At 36.7% G+C, this 19404-nt stretch carries 15 protein-coding genes, 1 pseudogene and 1 riboswitch; of the genes and pseudogenes, 13 read left to right on the top strand and 3 right to left on the bottom strand.

Features of this window, described 5'->3' with window-relative positions:
• Positions 1 to 188: 188 nt before the first annotated feature.
• The 10 genes and pseudogenes from C9J35_RS10190 (at position 189) to lepB (ending at position 11981) form a co-directional block, all read left to right on the top strand.
• Positions 189 to 986 carry a cupredoxin domain-containing protein gene (locus C9J35_RS10190; protein WP_107924411.1) on the top strand — a complete coding sequence of 266 codons (798 nt, stop codon included), beginning with the start codon at positions 189 to 191 and terminating at the stop codon, positions 984 to 986.
• A gap of 16 nt (positions 987 to 1002) precedes the next feature.
• Positions 1003 to 2511 carry a hypothetical protein gene (locus C9J35_RS10185; protein ID WP_107924410.1) on the top strand — a complete coding sequence of 503 codons (1509 nt, stop codon included), beginning with the start codon at positions 1003 to 1005 and terminating at the stop codon, positions 2509 to 2511.
• A 436-nt stretch (positions 2512 to 2947) separates the two neighbouring features.
• Positions 2948 to 4690: an ABC transporter ATP-binding protein gene (locus tag C9J35_RS10180; protein ID WP_107924409.1), complete on the top strand. Its 1743-nt coding sequence runs from the start codon at positions 2948 to 2950 to the stop codon at positions 4688 to 4690.
• Positions 4687 to 6423: an ABC transporter ATP-binding protein gene (locus tag C9J35_RS10175; RefSeq protein ID WP_107924408.1), complete on the top strand. Its 1737-nt coding sequence runs from the start codon at positions 4687 to 4689 to the stop codon at positions 6421 to 6423. Before C9J35_RS10180 ends, C9J35_RS10175 begins: the two co-directional genes overlap by 4 nt.
• A 299-nt stretch (positions 6424 to 6722) precedes the next feature.
• A complete protein-coding gene (gene dacB, locus C9J35_RS10170) occupies positions 6723 to 8156 on the top strand; it encodes a D-alanyl-D-alanine carboxypeptidase/D-alanyl-D-alanine endopeptidase (protein WP_107924407.1) in 1434 nt (477 codons plus the stop codon).
• A 110-nt stretch (positions 8157 to 8266) separates the two neighbouring features.
• Positions 8267 to 8989: pseudogene (locus tag C9J35_RS10165) on the top strand (SDR family NAD(P)-dependent oxidoreductase).
• A 29-nt stretch (positions 8990 to 9018) separates the two neighbouring features.
• Positions 9019 to 9453 carry a MarR family winged helix-turn-helix transcriptional regulator gene (locus C9J35_RS10160; RefSeq protein ID WP_054768390.1) on the top strand — a complete coding sequence of 145 codons (435 nt, stop codon included), beginning with the start codon at positions 9019 to 9021 and terminating at the stop codon, positions 9451 to 9453.
• A 432-nt stretch (positions 9454 to 9885) separates the two neighbouring features.
• Positions 9886 to 10815 (top strand): LCP family glycopolymer transferase, encoded by a 930-nt coding sequence (locus C9J35_RS10155; RefSeq protein WP_107924406.1) that lies wholly within the window; start codon positions 9886 to 9888, stop codon positions 10813 to 10815.
• Positions 10816 to 11162: 347 nt separating this feature from the next.
• Complete coding sequence (locus C9J35_RS10150; protein WP_010860854.1) at positions 11163 to 11273, top strand: hypothetical protein; 111 nt, start codon at positions 11163 to 11165, stop codon at positions 11271 to 11273.
• 150 nt (positions 11274 to 11423) lie between these two features.
• Positions 11424 to 11981 carry a signal peptidase I gene (gene lepB, locus C9J35_RS10145; protein WP_107924405.1) on the top strand — a complete coding sequence of 186 codons (558 nt, stop codon included), beginning with the start codon at positions 11424 to 11426 and terminating at the stop codon, positions 11979 to 11981.
• Positions 11982 to 12080: 99 nt separating this feature from the next.
• Here lepB and C9J35_RS10140 read toward each other — a convergent pair whose 3' ends face one another.
• Positions 12081 to 12287 carry a hypothetical protein gene (locus tag C9J35_RS10140; protein WP_107924404.1) on the bottom strand — a complete coding sequence of 69 codons (207 nt, stop codon included), beginning with the start codon at positions 12285 to 12287 and terminating at the stop codon, positions 12081 to 12083.
• Positions 12288 to 12463: 176 nt separating this feature from the next.
• Positions 12464 to 12564: riboswitch (purine riboswitch) on the top strand.
• A gap of 64 nt (positions 12565 to 12628) precedes the next feature.
• On the opposite strand from C9J35_RS10140, the gene C9J35_RS10135 reads away from it, so the two are divergent.
• Both C9J35_RS10135 and C9J35_RS10130 read left to right on the top strand, forming a co-directional pair.
• Positions 12629 to 13798, top strand: a complete 1170-nt coding sequence (locus C9J35_RS10135; protein ID WP_107924440.1) for an MFS transporter — start codon at positions 12629 to 12631, stop codon at positions 13796 to 13798.
• A 223-nt stretch (positions 13799 to 14021) separates the two neighbouring features.
• Positions 14022 to 14303 carry a hypothetical protein gene (locus C9J35_RS10130; RefSeq protein ID WP_054768391.1) on the top strand — a complete coding sequence of 94 codons (282 nt, stop codon included), beginning with the start codon at positions 14022 to 14024 and terminating at the stop codon, positions 14301 to 14303.
• A 176-nt stretch (positions 14304 to 14479) separates the two neighbouring features.
• Here C9J35_RS10130 and C9J35_RS10125 read toward each other — a convergent pair whose 3' ends face one another.
• Together C9J35_RS10125 and C9J35_RS10120 are read right to left on the bottom strand one after the other, a co-directional pair.
• Positions 14480 to 14974: a DUF3231 family protein gene (locus C9J35_RS10125; protein ID WP_107924403.1), complete on the bottom strand. Its 495-nt coding sequence runs from the start codon at positions 14972 to 14974 to the stop codon at positions 14480 to 14482.
• Positions 14975 to 15303: 329 nt separating this feature from the next.
• Positions 15304 to 15954: a cupin domain-containing protein gene (locus tag C9J35_RS10120; protein WP_054768392.1), complete on the bottom strand. Its 651-nt coding sequence runs from the start codon at positions 15952 to 15954 to the stop codon at positions 15304 to 15306.
• A gap of 814 nt (positions 15955 to 16768) precedes the next feature.
• On the opposite strand from C9J35_RS10120, the gene C9J35_RS10115 reads away from it, so the two are divergent.
• Positions 16769 to 19378, top strand: a complete 2610-nt coding sequence (locus C9J35_RS10115; RefSeq protein ID WP_107924402.1) for a cation-translocating P-type ATPase — start codon at positions 16769 to 16771, stop codon at positions 19376 to 19378.
• Positions 19379 to 19404 lie beyond the last annotated feature (26 nt).

Genomic DNA, 19404 nt, shown 5'->3' with positions numbered 1-19404 from the left:
ACTGCTACTCTAATCATTAATTATATTCTAATAACAACATAATTATAATAATAATGCGAAAAAATTATTAAAATATTACATTAAATATTTAATTTTCAGATTTTTCTATTAATTATATTGATTAGTATAAATAGGAAGGAGTAAGATGTATATATACTAATGACAAAAATTAAAGGAGGGATTTTAGTATGAAAAGAACAAAGTCAATAATAATATCATTATTTGCTGCAACGATGATATTAAATGCTTGTAACAATGATGAGAGTGGAAAAAAAGAAGCGGAAGAGAAAACAGTAGGTGCACTCGTTATAACAGGCGATACAGTAACGGAGCAAGGCGGTTGTGTATTAGCTAGTAGATTTTCACCGGGTGACAAAATTGTTTTTCGTAATAATGTGCTAGATGGAATTACGAATGAGCAAGTAGCAGATGCAAAAGTTCAGGTACATTTATCTACTGGCGAAAAACTTGATATGACATATGGCAAGCACGGTGATGATAATTTCTGGGTAGTAGCTTATCCTGTTACAGAAGATACACCAACAGGAACGCTTGGCTATACAGTAACAGCCGAATATAACGATCAAAAAGGGGAATTTAAACCATTTAACGTTGCACCGTCACTATTAACGATTGTGTCAGATGAAGTGGCGCAAGTACCAAAAGAAGAGCCCGTCTCAGCAGAAGCAGATTTATCGACTGTAGAAACGAATCAACATGTGGAAATTATTAGTAAAAATTTTGATTTTCATGGCCCTAACGGGGAGAAAACATTTTATGTAAAAGCGAGTGAGGAAGTAACACTATCTTTAAAATCTGAAGAAGGTATGCATGGGGTAAATGTGGAAGGCTTAAATGTAAATTTAGACAAGGATGGTTCAGTTAAATTCACACCTGAAAAATCAGGAGAATTTAATATAGTATGTAGTGTTTTCTGTGGTGCTGGTCATGGAGATATGACAGCTAAATTGGTTGTTGTTCAATAAAGGGGGGCACACTTTCATGAAATGGGCGATTATAAAGCCATGCCTTGCTATCCTCGCTTTAAGTGCTAGTCTTAGTTTAGCAGCTTGTTCTGAGCAAGAGGAACAAACTGCAACGGAGAAACAGCATACTACATCTAAAGCAGCTAGTGAGAAAAAAGAAACTGTAGAAGAAAAACTACTGAACAATATCACATTATCAGCACAACGTGGTTTTGTACGCGATGAAGTAACATTTAATGTGACGGATTTAAAAGGAAATGAGCCCGTAGAATTAGTGTGGAACGCTATTGATGGCGAATATATTGTCGAAGATTTATATGCCGTAATTGGTCCGAAATTTACAGAAAAAGAGATGATTTTACTTGAGGGAAAAGCAGGTGTGGATGGACAATGGTCTGGTAAGTTCAATGTACCAGAAGGGTTTGGCGGTGATTTTACATTATGGGTAAAACAAGGCGGTAAAAAAATTGGACAGGTCGGCTATACTGTAGATCCATCATTTAATATGGAGCCAAAATCTGGTCCCGTTGGTACGGAAATCACGATTAAAATGGAAGGTCTCGGTTGGAGTACATATATGCGGAATTGGCAATTAACTTATGACAATAAATATACTGGACTTGTCACGGGTATATCTACGAATGGAACAGCTGAGGCAAAAATTCGTGCTGCAGGTACTGTCGGTGACCATGCGATTCGTTTACGTACAGGCTACTTGGGTATGCAATATATTAACTATTTACAGTCACCTTATCCAGATAAGCCGGCACCAGATTTTATGTTTACGATAACAGAAGGTATCGCGCCTACAATTGCCAATCATGTGGAGAAGGCTCCTGTAGCTGCCTCTGGAGGTGTTGTGATGCCAGAGCTAAAGCAAAAGCAGGGCGTAAAAGTTGAACTAAGTGTAAAAGAGGGAATCGTAGATGCACCAGTTTCATTAACTTCATCTGGGCTACCAAAAGATACAGAAATTGAGCTTGTGTGGAACACGATGAAAGGCAGTCGTGTTAGCGGTAAAGGCTTTGGAGAGGACATATCCACGCTTGCTAAAGTCAAAACAGACAAAGAGGGTAATATAAATTATACTTTCAAAGTACCGGATGATTTAGGAGGCATTCCTCATCGAATTGATTTAGTGGACGATGGAGAGGTGTATGGCCAAACCTATCTACGCATTCTACCGTCCATCGTCGATTTTACACCGAAAGCAGGTCCAGTAGGCACGAAAATTGCCATTACAATAAAAGGTGGCGGTTGGACTGAGTACGATAACGCGTACTACTTAACATATGACAATGCTTATACGGGCTATTTATGTGCTTTTAACAGTCAAGGTAATTTAACGTTTGATGTCATCGCAACAGGGGAAGTTGGGCACCATTTAATCGACTTATACCCTGGAATTTATAAACAGCAGGAAAAGGATACTGATATGACGTTAATTCCACAATTAACATATTCAACAGATCATCCGGGTTCAGCTATGCCGGCTATTCGCTTAGCATTTGAAGTGACAAACTAATAATAGATTTAGTAACTTACCACTTTAAAGCGTTAATTATTTCCTGAAAAACATAAAAAATAACAATCAGATTGTTGACAATTATTTCAATAATATGATAATCTTCAAGAACACTATAACAAAACGAACAAAGGAGGACATGACAATGATGATTTTAACAGTACCATACAAAAGCACAGTTGCATACATTGTCCATGTCTAACATTGTAAATTTAAATTGCAATGAAAGGTATGGGTTACACCTCACCTTTTACTAGAGACACATACTCTTTTTAGGGGTATGTGTCTTTTTTTATTGCAAAAAAGTTGTAGTGAAAAAAACAAAAGGAGTGTATGTAGTATGAGAAACTCAACACGGAAAAAGATTTTCAAAAAGGATTTGCTAGATAGTGGGTAGCAAGGCTCAACAGCAACGGAAGAAAGAAGGTAATAACGTATGTTCGATGTTTTAAGTAAATTAAGTTGGTTTTTTAAGCAATACTGGAAACAATACACTGTGGCAATTGTGCTATTGATGGTTGCCAGTGGATTAGAAGTTATTCCGCCGTATTTACTAGGCTCAATTATTGATATTTTAACAGCCGGTGAAATGACGACTGCTATTTTAACAAAATATATATTGATTTTCATTGGCATTATTGTCGGAGGGTATGTGCTGAATTTTGTGTGGCAATTCCGACTATTTGAAGGTGCCATTAACTTAGAGAAAATTTTGAGACGCAATCTTATGCAACACTTTTTGCGTATGACGCCAACCTTTTATGAAAAAAATCGCACGGGTGATTTAATGGCACGTGCAACAAATGATTTAAATGCAGTGTCGCTTACAGCGGGCTTTGGTATTATGACGCTAATCGACTCGACGATTTATATGGGCTTTATTATTTTTGCGATGAGCTATATGATTTCGTGGAAACTAACGTTTTTTGCCATGTTGCCTGTACCCATTATGGCTATTCTTATTCAATATTTAGGGAAGATTGTCCATGAGCGTTATATGAAAGCACAGGATGCCTTTGGAGAGTTAAACGATAGTGTATTGGAATCGGTGGCAGGTGTTCGTGTAGTCCGTGCATATGTGCAAGAGAAAAAGGATGAAGCGGCTTTTGGCGCGATGAGTGAAATCGTTTATGAAAAAAATATGCATACAGCAAAAATAAATGCTTTATTCGGTCCAATTACAAAGATAGGAACTGGTATTAGTTATGTTGTTGCACTTGGCTATGGTGCGCACTTAGTGGCAACAGAGGCTATGACAGTTGGGCAGTTAGTGACGTTCAATGTTTATCTTGGGCTAGCGGTTTGGCCAATTTTCGCTATTGGCGAACTCATTAACGTCATGCAGCAAGGTAATGCTTCACTTGATCGAGTACAAGGCACATTAAGCTATGAAGCGGATGTGCAAAATACAGTGAATCCACAAGCAGTGACAACACCACATTCAATTGGCTTTGCTGATTTATCATTCCAGTACCCAATGAGTCAGGTGAAAAATCTTCAGCAAATTTCGCTGTCATTGAAAAAGGGCGAAACACTTGGCATTGTTGGTAAAACTGGCGCAGGGAAGACGACTTTCCTACGACAATTGCTGAGAGAGTATCCAATTGGAGAGGGACAATTGTCCATTGACGGTGTTGATATTACGGCACAAACAAAGGAACAATTACTCGATTGGATCGGCTATGTACCACAGGATCATGTGTTATTCTCACGTACGATTCGTGAAAATATATTATTTGGTAAAGAAGACGCAACAGAAGCGGAATTACAAAAAGCAATCTATGCGGCTTATTTTGAAAAAGATTTAGCGAACTTATCGATGGGTCTGGAAACGCTTGTTGGTGAAAAGGGCGTATCTCTTTCTGGTGGTCAAAAGCAACGGGTGTCCATCGCTCGTGCATTGATTAAGGACCCTGAAATTTTAATACTAGATGATTCGCTTTCTGCTGTAGACGCCAAAACAGAGGCGAAGATTATTGAAAACATTCAACGAGAACGACAAAATAAAACGACGATTATTACAACACATCGATTGTCAGGAATTCAGCACGCGGATCTTATCATTGTGCTTGATGAAGGGCAAGTTGTAGAGCAAGGTACACATGATCAACTCCTTTCACAACAAGGCTGGTATAGAGAACAATTCGATCGTCAGCAGCTTGAAGGAGGTGCCTCATGAGTACGAGTAAACGTTTAACCAACTATGCTATGTATTTTAAAAAACCAATACTGCTTGGGCTATTTTTCTTAACCATTGCCGTTTTTACTGAACTTGTTGGGCCATTTATAGCAAAGCATATAATTGATAATTATATGACAATCGGCCAACTTGAGATAAAACCTATTACTTGGTTGTTAATACTTTATTTTACATTGGCAGTAGCAACAGCTATTTTACGTTATTTTATGTATATTTACTTGCAGATGGGTGCCAACCGTGTCGTGCAAAAATTACGTAAGGACGTATTTGAACATATTCAAACATTACCAATTCAATATTTTGATAATTTGCCAGCAGGGAAAATTGTTGCCCGTGTTACGAATGATACGGAGGCCGTGCGTAATTTATATGTACAGGTGCTGTCAAATTTCGTGACAAGCTTAATATCAATTATTGGTGTGTATATTGCACTTTTCATTTTGAATTGGAAAATGGCATTAATCGCACTTATTATGGTGCCAATTATTTATGTATGGATGATTTTATATCGAAAGTTTGCTTCCAAATACAATGATGTTATTCGAACAAAAATTGCAGACATTAATGCCATGATCAATGAATCGATTCAGGGAATGACGATTATTCAAGCATTCCGCCGTGAACAGCAGATGACGAAGGAATTTGACGATATGAATAATGAGCATTATGCCTACGAGCGAAAACTGTTATTCCTTGACTCGGCGACTTCCTTTAATCTTGTTAATACGTTAAGGCTTATCATGTTCACTATTTTCATTTTCTACTTTGGCACGCAATCGATTACGACAATGGAAGTTATTTCTGCGGGTACATTGTATGCCTTTGTAGATTATTTAACAAAATTATTTAATCCGATTACGAATATCGTCAATCAATTTTCACAGCTTGAGCGCTCGCTAGTTGCAGGGAAGCGTGTGTTTGAGGTGTTGGATATTAACGGCGAGCCCGTTTCAGAAGAGCGTTTACCTAGATATAAAGGGAATGTGGTTTTTGAAGATGTTTCCTTTGCCTATAAAAATGATGAATATGTGTTGAAAAATTTATCGTTTGAGGCACATCAAGGGGAAACAATTGCCTTAGTTGGACATACGGGATCAGGTAAAAGCTCCATTATGAACCTATTATTCCGTTTCTACAATCCGTCTAAAGGCAAGATCACCATTGATGGTGTTGATATCACTGCAGTACCTCGTCAAACGATGCGTGAGCATATGGGAATCGTGCTACAGGATCCGTATTTATTCACCGGCACAATTGCTTCTAACGTGAGTTTAAACAATCCCAAAATTTCACAACAAAAAATTGAAGCTTCGTTAAATGCAGTTGGTGGAGAACGCGTATTAGCAAACTTACCAAAAGGCTACGATGAACCGGTGATTGAAAAGGGTAGTACATTATCTTCAGGGCAACGACAGTTAATTTCCTTTGCGCGTGCACTAGCCTTTGATCCTGCCATTTTAATATTAGATGAAGCTACTTCAAATATTGATACGGAAACAGAAGAAATCATTCAGCATGCCATGGATGTTTTGAAAAAAGGGCGTACCACGTTCATCATTGCGCATCGCCTTTCAACGATTAAAAATGCAGACCGCATTCTTGTGCTTAAGCGTGGAGAAATTGTTGAACGTGGCACACATGATGAACTATTAGCACATGGTGGTATTTACGAAAAAATGTATCAAATGCAAGCAAATTCATTGAATTCATAAAGAAAAGCTCCACATTGTGAGGCTTCCAGACTGAAGACAAACTCGGAACTTTAATCGGGTTTGCCTTCAGTCTTTTTCTTTCGGGTTCACAGGAGGGAGAACCGCTCTGCGACAAGCAACCATCGCTTTGGGACAAGAAAAGCTCCAACCAAACTATGTGACAAAACATTGTAAAATGCTAATTTTTTCCGTAGAATTAAAGCGTAAAAACTAGAAATTGCCGTTTACCTGCATGCTGCTATAAATAGACGAACGCAAAGGGACAGGCAAATATTTAAACTTTTAATTTAGGAGGGTTTATGAGGAAGAGAACAATTATTTTTAGCATACTTGTTATACTATGCTGCTACCAGATAACGTTTCTTGAAAAAGCATGGGCAAGTGAGCAAACAATGACCACAAAGATTAATCAAGTTATCTCAAAAAATTGGAAAACAAATGAATACAGTATTACAGTACGAGAAATGGAAAGTGGGCATGTATTATACAGTAACAACGGTGAAAAAATGATTCGTCCCGCATCCACACATAAATTATTAGTGAGTGCCGCGGCATTAGATTTACTTGGCCCTGACTACCGCTTTACAACAAGGGCCTATATAGACGGACCGATAGAAGGCGACGTATTACATGGAAATATTTACTTGCAAGGTGGAGGCGATCCTACACTATTGCCTGTCCATTTAGAATCCTTTGCCAATGGGTTAAAAAAAATGGGTATCACAAAGATTACAGGGAAGCTAATTGCAGATGATACATGGTTTGATGATGATCGTTTATCTAAGGGCATCGTGCCACAGGACGAACCTTTGTCCTACGCATCTCGTATTTCCGCATTAACGATTTCGCCAAACAGTCAATATGACATTGCCACAGTGCAAGTAAAAGTCACAGGCACAAAGGTTGGGAAGGCGGCGAGTGTTCAGCTTGCTCCGTATGCAAGTACGCTGCCCGTTGTTAATCAAACAAAAATTGTACAAAAGGGTTCAAAAAATACGCTAAAAATCACACGTGAATATGGGACAGACCGCATTATGGTCACAGGAAATTTACCAGCGGGTACAGAGAAAAGTACATATGTAACAGTTTATAATCCTACGTTGTATACCCTCGATGTATTTCGAGAAAAGTTAATGGCAAAAGGCATACAAAAGATGCCGCTCGAGGTTGGGCAGGTGCCAGATAGTGCGCAACGCGTGGGTGTTTCCTATTCAATACCATTACAAGATATTAACTTTCGATTTTTAAAACTTAGTATTAACGGTATGGGAGAAATGTTTACGAAGCAAATTGGCAGAGAAGTACTTAGCGAAGGTAGCTGGGGTGCGGGGATACAGGCTATTCGAGCATATGGCATTGACAGTGGTCTCAATATGGATCAATGGTATTTTGAAGATGGCTCTGGTTTAAACAGCCAAAACCGTGTAAGTAGTATGCAAGAAAGCTTACTATTATATAAAGTTCGTAGTAAATCATGGTACTTTTCGTATTTAGATGGGTTACCTCACGCAGGAAGAAAAGGACAGCTTGTTGGCGCTACACTAGAAAACCGTTTAAAAGGTTATAGTGTATCTGCTAAAACAGGCTATATATCAGGTACCTATGCTTTAAGTGGATATGTCCAGGGAAAGAGTGGCAAATGGTATATATTTAGTATTTTGACACAAGCCAATAAAACATCAGCGATTGTAACCATTGATGAAATTGTTAAACAAATAGCCAATGAAATGTAAAGGCATGCAAGATGATGAGCAATTTAGTTTAAGAGTAATTAGTTTATTGTTAAACTAATTACGAATCAACTAAAAGGAGATGCTTATCTAAGGGCAAATTACAAGATAAAATTGTTATTATCACTGGTGGTGCAGGTGGGATTTGGTAGTGGTATGGCAAAAGCGATGGTGAAAGAAGGAGCAATCGTTACTATTGTAGATTTGAATGAAGAAACAGGGAAAGCAATGGAACAAGAGCTTCAACAGATTTCTCCTAAATCAATGTTTTTCCAAGCAAATTTAATGGAACGTGAGGATTTACCAAAAATTGTTGATACAGTTGTAGCAAAATACGGTAAACTAGATGTATTGGTTAATAATGCTCATGCATCGAAACAAGCAACAATCGAAGACACAACACAGGCTGATTTGGACTTATCATTTAATACTGGTTTTTATCCAACATTTTATTTAATGCAAGCGGCATGGAAACGAAAGGGGATATGATTAATTTTGCATCTGGTGCGGGACTTGCTGGTCATGACACACTAGGCGCATACGCAGCTGCAAAAGAAGCAATCCGTGGCCTTTCGCGTGTAGCGGCAAATGAATGGGGACGTTTCGGTATTAATGTAAACTTAATCAGTCCAATTGCAAACTCTCCAGGAGTACAAGCATGGGCAAAAGCACAACCAGAATACTATGAAGCAGTAAAAAATAAAATTCCAATGGGACGCTTTGGCGATGTGGAACAAGATATTGGTCGTGTAGCCGTATTTTTAGCATCAGAAGACTCTCAATATATCACTGGTCAAACACTTATGGTTGACGGTGGTTCTATTATGCTTCATTAATATTCTCGGATGTTCAAGGAGGATCTTTTTTGGAACAGACAAGTATTTTTAAACTCATTCATATGATTGAACAGATGAATAATGCAAATATTATACGGTTTACGAAAGCTTTTCCGTATCCGTTAGGTATTTCGCCGATTTTAGTACTAAACGAGTTGCATTCTAATGGGCCGCAAAAACAAGCACAATTAGCGGAAACAATTGGCTATACGAAAGGCGCTATGACAAGCATTGCAGAAAAATTAGTAAAACTTGGGTTAGCAGAAAGACTGTATGATAAAGCCGATCGTCGCACGATACGTTTAATGATTACTAACGAAGGTGAAAAAGCTTTAGTAAAAGCTCAATCGATTGGTAAAGAAGTCTTTATTCAGCTTTTTGAAGTATTGAATGAGGAAGAGATTGCACAATATTTGCTGATTCAAGAAAAGTTAGTGCAAGGAATACAAGACAAACAACTATAGTTATAAACAAGTAAACCGTTTCAAATCATTTTTGAGACGGTTTCTTATTTTCCGAAAGTGAAGCAAACGATATAAACATATGTAAAGTTGTGTCGATTTTTAGAGGGCATGATCTATTAAAAATAATGGCAAGCGCAGATGGGCAGATTCTACAAGAGGACAGTTTTCTCAAAGAATCCCATCTGTTAAATTAGCTGGTGGTAGTAGTGAGGGGAGAGTATAGCAAATCTTAAACCTGACTGAGAAATTGGAACCGTCCATCAGTATTACCAAATTTGAATATGAATGAATATATTTACGTACATTTAGTAAATACTAGTGTACGTCTTTTTTTCGTCCAATATGCATATAAATAGACTAAATGAACTTTTTTCCAACCTAATACGTCAAAAAGAAGAGAGAAATTTTTTTAAAGCAAGAGAGGACTAAAGTATGGAAAAGAAAATGAAACGTTCAAAGGAAAAGAAAAGCAAGAAGAAAATTATGATATGGATTCTAGGTAGTTTACTGGCAATTTTTTTAGTTTTTCTAGGTACTGCTTATTATACCGTCCAGAAAACAATGAATAAAATTAATACACCACTTCTTGAAACGAATGCTGCAGAAAAAGAACAAAAAACAATTACGAAAAAAGAACCATTTTCTGTGTTAATGCTTGGAGTGGATGAACGTGAAAATGATAGTGGACGTTCAGATACGATGATAGTTATTACAGTAAATCCTGAAAAGCAAACAATGAAAATGCTAAGTATTCCTCGTGATACACGTACAGAGATTATCGGTCATGACTCCGTCGATAAAATTAATCATGCCTATGCATTTGGTGGTGTTCCGATGGCAATGGATACAGTTGAGAATTTTTTAGATATTCCACTCGATTATTATGTATTCATCAATATGGAGGGCTTCTTACAAATTATCGACACACTTGGAGGTGTAACGATACAAAATGATATGGATTTAACATATAACTCCTATCATTATCCAAAGGGTGAAGTAAATTTAAATGGTGATGAGGCACTTATTTTTTCACGTATACGGTATGAAGACCCCCGCGGTGATTTTGGACGACAAATTCGCCAACGACAAATTATCGAAGCGGTTATGAAGAAAGCGTCGACTCCTTCTGTACTTTTAAAGGCTACTGATATGCTTGATGTAGTAGGCGAAAATGTGCGCATGAATTTTAGTGTGAAGGACCTAATTCAACTGCAAGGTATTTATAAAAAAATGAATAGTGATATTGACCAGCTTTCATTCGAAGAGGGATCAGGCACGAAAATCAATAATATATGGTATTATATTCCAAAAGAAGCGGAATTGCAACAAATCCAAACGGAATTAAAAACGCATCTGCAATAAAATAAACTGAAAATTGTAAATAACAATAGTGTGATCTGACAATTAAAGTATGCTGTAAATTTTGTTAATGGGGGAGGGAATTTCATGAATGGGAGGACCCAGGTGCTTAGGTATACAGCTCTAAATAACTGCATGCAAAGCTATATACCTACACGTAAGGTACGAAAAAGTCCAATCAAATCAGCTATGCGAAACTTACAACTACTTTGTCTAAAACTTTTCATGTAAATCTAAAAAAATCATTCAGGTAGGATGCATGCCTAGTTGAATGATTTTTTTGTTTCGTTTGAAATATCAGAAAATTTAGTGTATACTATAAATATCAGATGGTTAAGGGAGTGATAGTAATGATGATAGGTACCATTTTATTGGCAATCGCATTGCCTATCGGTATAGTATTAGCAGTAGATTTGTTTAACGAACAGCATCACTCTGCTACACAAAGTAACCATTCTTAATATCCTAAAATAATAATATAGAATGCTCTGTAGACAAAGCTTGTTATGGCTTTGTCTATTTTTCATGAATTAGAAACATTTTGGGCTGATAAGCGTCACTATTCTTATAGAAAATGCTATACTATAAGAAAACAGTATCGGGGAATGAGCATGCAAGAAGAAAAAACGAATTTTAAAAAAGAAGTACTATCCTACATTAAAATTATTGTCATTACAGTTCTTGTCGTATTGGGGTGTAAACAATTTTTATTTGCCCCCATTAAAGTACAAGGTGCTTCAATGTATCCCACTTATGAGGATAAGGACATTATCATTGTCAGTAAAATAAGTAAAATTGAACGATTTGACCAAATTGTTTTCCAATCACCAACTGAGGATGAATTATACATTAAACGTGTAATTGGACTACCTGGGGATACTGTGGAAATGAAAGACGATGTTTTATATGTAAATGGCAAAGCTTATCAAGAAGATTATGTGAATCGCCAAACAGATGATCCGAATCAATTACGTACTACAGAAAATTTTACTTTAGAGGAACTAGTTGATCAGAAAAAAGTGCCGGAAGGTATGTACTTTGTGCTTGGTGATAATCGTTTGAAAAGCTATGATAGCCGTCATTACGGTTTAATATCTAAAGATGCAGTATATGGAGAATCTAAAATAACGCTTTACCCGTTCAAGCATTTTCATATTGGACGAGAATAATCTTAGTGATAACAACACTTTTTAACAGTCTTCATTACCTACACTTTTAATAAAAGAGGTCGACTCAGATTTTAACTTGAGTTGACCTCTTTTTAGTATTTATTTTTTAGATAATGCTGTACACACTTTATAAGTGGGGTAATGAACACAGACATGGGCATTTTCGACTGTTTCTTTTATCGGGGTTTGCTGTTTGTCCACAACGGGAAAATGAATAGTTGGTTCTTGTGCCGTAAATTCTTCTAACACTGGCTCCACGCCGTAAAACAGTCCTAAAAAATAACAAACTAAACCGACTATACGCAAACAATCACCTCCCTATGAAAACTTCTTATATACTTATGTATGGTCAAATTGTGAAAATTATAAGCAATATTAGCAAAAAGGACATTGCGGGGGGAAATTCTAGGAGAGGGAGCGGAATCATAATGAGCCTTGCGTATAAAAAATGTTGTAAGAAAAAATACAATATGCTAATATAGCTAAAGTAAAATAATTTGATATGTATAACCTCAATAATATGGATTGAGGGTCTCTACCAGGAACCATAAAAATCCTGACTACAAAAATTATGCTTTCATTTTTGTAGTCAGGATTTTTTTATCATTAACCCGTACAAGATGGAGGCAATAGAAGGGTTGATTTTCATGAATTGGAGAGTTTTTATACTGGCTGCTACTACTTTTGCAGTCGGATTAGTAGAGTTAATTGTAGGTGGGATACTACCTAATATTGCAGATGATTTAAATGTATCGTTAGCGACAGCCGGGCAGCTCATTACTATTTTTGCGTTAGTGTACGCCATTTCTGCTCCTGTACTTTTATCAATAACGGCAAAAGTGGAAAGGAAACGCTTGTATCTTCTTGCTTTATTGGTTTTCACTTTAGGCAATATTATGACATTCTTCAGTGCTACATTCCTCACAGTGATGATTGCTAGAATCATAACTGCAATGAGTACGGCATTGGTGATTGTTCTGTCACTCACAATTACAACAAAAATTGTAGAGCCAAGACATCGCGCAAAAGCACTGGGGCTTATTTTTATTGGGGTCAGTTCTTCCCTTGTAATAGGTGTTCCAATGGGGATATTTATAACAGAAGCCTTTGGTTGGCGTACTGTTTTCTTAGGGATAGGATTACTATCAACAGTTTCAATGATACTAATTTATTTACTGTTAGAAAAAATGCCAGTGGTAGAGGTTACACCTTTAAAAGTTCAAATTAAATCATTAGCAAACTTAAAAATATCGAGTGCCCATTTGACTACGTTATTTATGCTAGCTGGTCATTATATGCTTTATGCTTATTTCACACCATTTTTAGTAGAGGCATTTGATTTGAATTCATCCTGGATAAGCATTTGTTATCTTATATTTGGTATCGCGTCTGTAAGTGGCAATGCCATTGGTGGATGGTTAAGCGACAAATTAGGTTCTGGCAAAGCTATTGTAATTGTTATTTCGACATTCGCAATTGTACTATTTTCGATTCCTTATACAATCATAGCTTTCCCGCTCTTTTTAATTGTCACAGTATTGTGGGGAGCACTTAGTTGGGCCCTTACACCGCCTTTACAAAACTATTTAATACAAACGGACCCTCAAACATCGGATATTCAACAAAGTTTAAATACTGCGGCTTTACAAATCGGTATATCCATAGGATCAGCAGTTGGTGGAGCATTGTTTGCAATGACAGGTTCTGTCATGGATTTAGCAAGTTTTGGTGCTGTATTAGTTTTATGTGCATTAGCATGTGCTGTTTTTTCACTGAAACGAGCACCATTATCTCAAGAAAACCCGACTTCTAATTAAATAAAACCATTGTGCTTATTGTTTTTTTGGTTCCTCATTGCGGACTAGCGGTAAAAAAGTCTTTTGGTAATGAACAGAGATTGCCATTAACCTAGATATAGTTTAAGTACCCCCAGCTATAAAATTGCTAGGAACAGAGCAGATTTATCGTCGGTTTTAAGTAGAAAAGAAGGATTAGTTTGGCTGTGAATCGAATGTAGTGTAGAGGGAGGCTGGTAAATAAATGCAGGTAGATTTAACAGAATTTGAAGGATTGAATGTGAAAATTGTTGCGACGATTGACCAAACGCTTTATCGAAACGTTGGTGCTATTATCTTATATGAGGAGGACTCACACATTTTATCTGTACGAAAACTGAAACGAAAAATCGCTGATCAATATATACCAACAGACGAACTCCAAAACTTTACATTCGATTCAAAAGCGGATGCCATTAAATTTACACACAAGCTCACTAGAATGAGCGCGCTCGATTATTTATTAGTAACAAACAGAGATAAATAATGAAAAATAATATAACTAGAAAATGTCATAGGGCTGCCTTTAGGTAGTCTTTTTCTTTATAGAAATATCAGGTTTGCTTAATGCAATTACCCTAGGAGGAGACACGAACAACAACAAGCCGTCTCGAAAAATGAGACGACTGACAGTTCTGTATCTATGTGAGTTAGCACAAACGCTTAAGATATAGTAGTAGGGACGGGCAACCAACCTTTATCTTTACTAAGTTGTATTAACTTTGCTCCAAGTATGGCATTCTTCATATGAAATTGACCAAACAATTTAGTTAAGTTAGTCTGAGTAGACGCTTCCATCGCTTGGGTAGAAGCAATTAAAGCAGAAGCGATATTCATGGATAAGACTGCACTGATATCTGTATCGTTAACTTTTTTAACGCCCCGAATATCACGGAGTTGCATCGTGAGATTTTCACGAGGCATAGGAGGAATAGCTATGTGATTTTCTGTTAGTAACTGTTCTAATTGCTTATTGCCATCTTTCAAGACTTCAATAAACTCCACAATGATAGCCCTCAAATCTTTATCCAAAGCATGCTTATAAAACGAGTGATTCGCAGTGATATAGCCGTTATTTAAAGTGAGATGTGTCCAAATCGTAAATAACTCATTAAAACGTAATGATAGAGATGTTAAATTTCCATTGAAATATGCCATAGTTACACTTCCTAATTTCTATTATAGTTTTTTTATATGAGAATAGGATGGGCTATAAATATATATTTTATTCAACTTTTCGAAAAAAAGGGTTTTTTTGGGTGGTGTATAAAAGAATGCACGAATGAAGCTTCTTTTTATTTTTAGTTATCACCTTAGTATTTTTGTGGATTGGGTAAAAGCATTGTAGAGGTGTCATTAAATAAGTATTACATTTCAAGTGTGCTTCAATAGGATGTAAAAGATTGTCTGACGAGCGAAAATAATATCATTTATTTATGTAGTTGCTCATAAAAAAAGCTGTAGCAATAGGCGCTACAGCCAGTACATTATTGTGACCCATATGGATAACTATAGGGATATTGGTAGTGATAAGGGTTCATCGGCTGGTGATAGCCGTTTCCATAAGGATTGATGTGATTAGGAGAAGTCTGATGTTGATTGGCACCTTTGCAATGATTGGCAGGACCAATATAAGTTGTTGGTACAATCGGAGCTATTGTTTTCTTCCACTGATTTTCATCTAAACAATATGTGTGTGCCATCACATTAGCTGGCGTAAATTTCAATATATCTGAACCTAAAATGACTTCAGGTGTGGGAGCATCAAAAATGGCAAGTAAGTGCGTATTATCGGCTGTAGCAATTTCATAATGCCACCAGCCCTGTGGCACATTTGCAACTTGCCCTGGTCTAATTGGATAGTTTTGAATTTGTTTTGTCAAAGGGTTAAGTAAAGACACTGTTGCAGCCCCAGAAATACAATAGACAAGTTCCCCAGCATTTTGATGGTAATGTGGCTCAACTACATTGTTTGTACTAAGAAAAATATCTAGCAATGACACATTTTCAAGAGTGTTTAACTGTTCAACACCTAGAATATTGATGAAATTTTGACTATCCTTTTTAAAAAGTGGGCTTTTATTTACATCAAATGTGAACTGCGCTGAAGGTGAAGTGTAATCAATATTGGAACTAATATTTACATCCTTTCCTGAATGAATTTAGATGTTTGTCACTAGTACAGGATATGATTAGTGCTGTTGTAGCATTAAACGAATGCCTATTTCACGTAGAGCTGTTAAAATACCTTCTGCCTATATTGATAACTTGTAATCTTTCAGAATGTCTGATTGTGAAGAAGCCCTTAGAGAGTAACACGGTGGTGAAGGGATTAGTGAAGACTGGAAAAGTGGCGATAAAGGATAAAGTGCATTAATGGATGTAACGAAAGAACGGTCAAAATTGAAAAGGATACTGAACATAGATAGAACCAATCATGGAGATATTGGTGTAACTATGCAATGTGCTAAAAACAGGGCCAGCGACATTAGTAAAGCTGGTCTTTTTTGTCTTTTCATAAACAGACGCATTGTAATTTGTATAACTACTTCCCGTTAAGCACAAACAAAGCTTGATATTTTCGCTAGATGTCGTGCGTCTATATTAAAAAATATCACCGCTATAACAAATATTTAAATTTCTATATCGATTATTATCATACTGGAATAGAACAAGGAATAATATTGAGTTAGATAAAGTATTACGGAGTAGATAGAACACAATATTTGAGTGCTACGCGTAAGGAAGTATAGCTATCAAATAGCATGTGATCGTAATGGGTCCGATCCGCTAACTATTGGAACATGTCTAAGCCCTTACTAATCTCTTCCTTTATTTTGATTTAAATTTTGATTGCAGCAGGATGAGTCTCTATAGAAATAAGCTATAGAGTGACAGTTTCTTTTGAAGTAGCATGCTAGTCTAGTAATTACACACGGGAAGGGGAATCGAATGGCAGAATATCATCAACAATTATCAGACGAAGTCATGGAACGGTTGAATGTAACAAATCAAGGATTGAGCGATGATGACGTCAAAAAGAGACAAGAAGTATACGGATATAATAAATTAGTGGAAGGGAAAAAAACAAGCACATTCGCTGTTTTCTTTGGGCAGTTTAAAGATTTATTAGTCATTATATTAATGGTTGCCGCCGTTATTTCATTACTATTAGGTGAAGTAGAGAGTACTATTGTGATTATGATTGTTGTTTTTTTAAATGCAATCCTAGGCACAGTACAACATGTCAAAGCGGAACAGTCTTTGGATAATCTAAAAGCTTTGACTTCCTCCGTTGCCAAAGTGATGCGAAATAATCAGCTAATAGAGATTCCTTCAAAGGACATAGTGGTGGGAGATATTCTCTTTTTAGAGGCTGGCGATTATATTAATGCGGATGGGCGATTGTTAGAAAGCTATAATTTGCATATAAATGAAAGTTCATTGACTGGTGAATCATTGGCTGTAGCAAAAAGTACAGCGCCCATTAAAGTACAGCAAGTAACGATAGCTGATAAAAAAAATATGGTATTCACGGGCTGTTTTGTTACCAATGGACGTGGGACTGTAGTAGTTACTGCAATAGGTATGGAAACAGAAATAGGGAAAATTGCAAACCTGTTGGATACGGCGAAAGAGAAAAAAACACCTCTACAAATAAGTCTAGATCAATTTGGGGAAAAATTAGCATTAGGTATTACGATGATTTGTGTCGTCATTTTTACGATTGACCTTATTCGAGGACGCGAATTAGTAGAATCTTTTATGTTTGCGGTTTCGCTTGCCGTTGCAGCAATTCCGGAAGCTTTAAGTTCCATTGTTACCATTGTGCTGGCCTTTGGGACTCAAAAAATGGCAAAAGAAAATGCCATCATACGAAAGCTTTATGCTGTTGAAAGTTTGGGCAGTGTATCTGTTATTTGTTCAGATAAAACAGGGACATTAACCGAAAATAAAATGATTGTTCAACAAGTATATGTTGATCAAAAAGTTATTCCGCATGATCAACTACATACAGAAAATGCAATTGAAAAAGATCTTATTTTAAAGGCACTATTATGTAATAATGCCTTGGAAAGCGATCAAAAAGAAATAGGTGACGCAACTGAAATAGCACTCGTGAAATTAGGGAAGCAGTATGGTTTTGAGGAATTAATCGTCAGAAAGCACTATCCAAGAGTGGCAGAGCTTCCATTTGATTCAGACAGAAAGCTAATGAGTACAGTAAATCTCATCAATCAAAAAAATATTATGATTACTAAAGGTGCATTAGATGTTCTGCTATCTAAAATTGTAAAAATCCAAACTTCTAGCGGGATACTTGATATTACGGCAGAACATCGTAAAAAAATTGAAGAAGTGAATCGTAATTTTTCTATGAATGGTTTGAGAGTACTAGCAATTGCTTACAAAGAGATCATGCCCAAACAAACGATGAATGTAGAAGCTGAAAGAAATTTAATTTTCGTCGGATTGATGGCCATGATGGATCCTCCAAGAAAAGAATCGAAAGAAGCGGTTGAAAACTGCATAAAAGCTGGTATTAAACCCGTTATGATTACTGGCGATCATAAAATCACTGCAACCGCTATTGCTAAACAAATTGGTATTTTAAAAGAGCCATCAGAAGCGATTGAAGGATATGAAATTGAAGGGTTAACAGATCAACAACTACAAGAAATCGTTCCACAGCTCTCTGTCTACGCACGAGTAACACCAGAGCAAAAAATTCGTATCGTTAAAGCTTGGCAGGAAAAAGGCAATGTAGTTGCTATGACCGGGGATGGAGTTAATGATGGCCCTGCCTTAAAACAAGCTGATATCGGTGTGGCAATGGGCATTACCGGCACTGAGGTAGCAAAAGATGCTTCTTCGATGATCTTAATGGATGATAATTTTTCAACAATTGTCAAAGCTATTTCGAATGGAAGAAGTCTCTATACAAACATTAAAAATGCTATTCTATTCTTATTATCAGGTAATGCCGGTGCGATTTTTGTTGTATTATATGCAACCGTATTAGGCTTACCAGTTCCTTTTGCACCCGTACATTTATTATTTATTAACTTACTTACTGATAGTTTGCCGGCGATTGCAATCGGTTTAGAGCCACATAATAAAAAGACCATGAAGGACAAGCCTCGGAATATTCGCACACCATTATTAAATAAAACATTTACTACACAAGTAGTGCTTGAAGGACTATTAATTGCTATCTCTACAATCATTGCTTTTCGTATAGGATTGTCAACTGGAGATACACTAACGGCAACTACCATGGCCTTTACAACCTTATGTTTGTCACGACTAGTCCATGGCTTTAACTCTCGATCGAAAGAATCGCTGTTTACAATCGGCTTATTTTCTAATAAATATACGTGGCTAGCGTTTTTAATTGGTTTTTTATGTCTACATTTAGTATTATTTGTGCCATCGCTTACAGGTATGTTCGAGGTGGCTACCTTAAGTGGTGCACAATTAGGCTTAATTTATAGCTTGTCTTGTATGCCGTTTTTAGTTAATCAGTGGTATAAGCTGTTGTTCGTAAGAAGTAAGAACTAAGAAGTGAATAACGTTTCAAGTATTTT

The organism is Lysinibacillus parviboronicapiens, assembly GCF_003049575.1.
Lineage (GTDB): Bacteria > Bacillota > Bacilli > Bacillales_A > Planococcaceae > Lysinibacillus > Lysinibacillus parviboronicapiens.
This window is presented reverse-complemented; position numbering and strand designations above follow the sequence as displayed.

What these genes read in the sequence shown, in the direction of transcription:
- C9J35_RS10190 (WP_107924411.1), top strand. Translation starts at nt 189, where the DNA reads ATGAAAAGAACAAAGTCAATAATAATATCATTATTTGCTGCAACGATG.
- C9J35_RS10185 (WP_107924410.1), top strand. Translation starts at nt 1,003, where the DNA reads ATGAAATGGGCGATTATAAAGCCATGCCTTGCTATCCTCGCTTTAAGT.
- C9J35_RS10180 (WP_107924409.1), top strand. Translation starts at nt 2,948, where the DNA reads ATGTTCGATGTTTTAAGTAAATTAAGTTGGTTTTTTAAGCAATACTGG.
- C9J35_RS10175 (WP_107924408.1), top strand. Translation starts at nt 4,687, where the DNA reads ATGAGTACGAGTAAACGTTTAACCAACTATGCTATGTATTTTAAAAAA.
- dacB (WP_107924407.1), top strand. Translation starts at nt 6,723, where the DNA reads ATGAGGAAGAGAACAATTATTTTTAGCATACTTGTTATACTATGCTGC.
- C9J35_RS10155 (WP_107924406.1), top strand. Translation starts at nt 9,886, where the DNA reads ATGGAAAAGAAAATGAAACGTTCAAAGGAAAAGAAAAGCAAGAAGAAA.
- C9J35_RS10150 (WP_010860854.1), top strand. Translation starts at nt 11,163, where the DNA reads ATGATGATAGGTACCATTTTATTGGCAATCGCATTGCCTATCGGTATA.
- lepB (WP_107924405.1), top strand. Translation starts at nt 11,424, where the DNA reads ATGCAAGAAGAAAAAACGAATTTTAAAAAAGAAGTACTATCCTACATT.
- C9J35_RS10135 (WP_107924440.1), top strand. Translation starts at nt 12,629, where the DNA reads ATGAATTGGAGAGTTTTTATACTGGCTGCTACTACTTTTGCAGTCGGA.
- C9J35_RS10130 (WP_054768391.1), top strand. Translation starts at nt 14,022, where the DNA reads ATGCAGGTAGATTTAACAGAATTTGAAGGATTGAATGTGAAAATTGTT.
- C9J35_RS10125 (WP_107924403.1), bottom strand. Translation starts at nt 14,974, where the DNA reads ATGGCATATTTCAATGGAAATTTAACATCTCTATCATTACGTTTTAAT.
- C9J35_RS10115 (WP_107924402.1), top strand. Translation starts at nt 16,769, where the DNA reads ATGGCAGAATATCATCAACAATTATCAGACGAAGTCATGGAACGGTTG.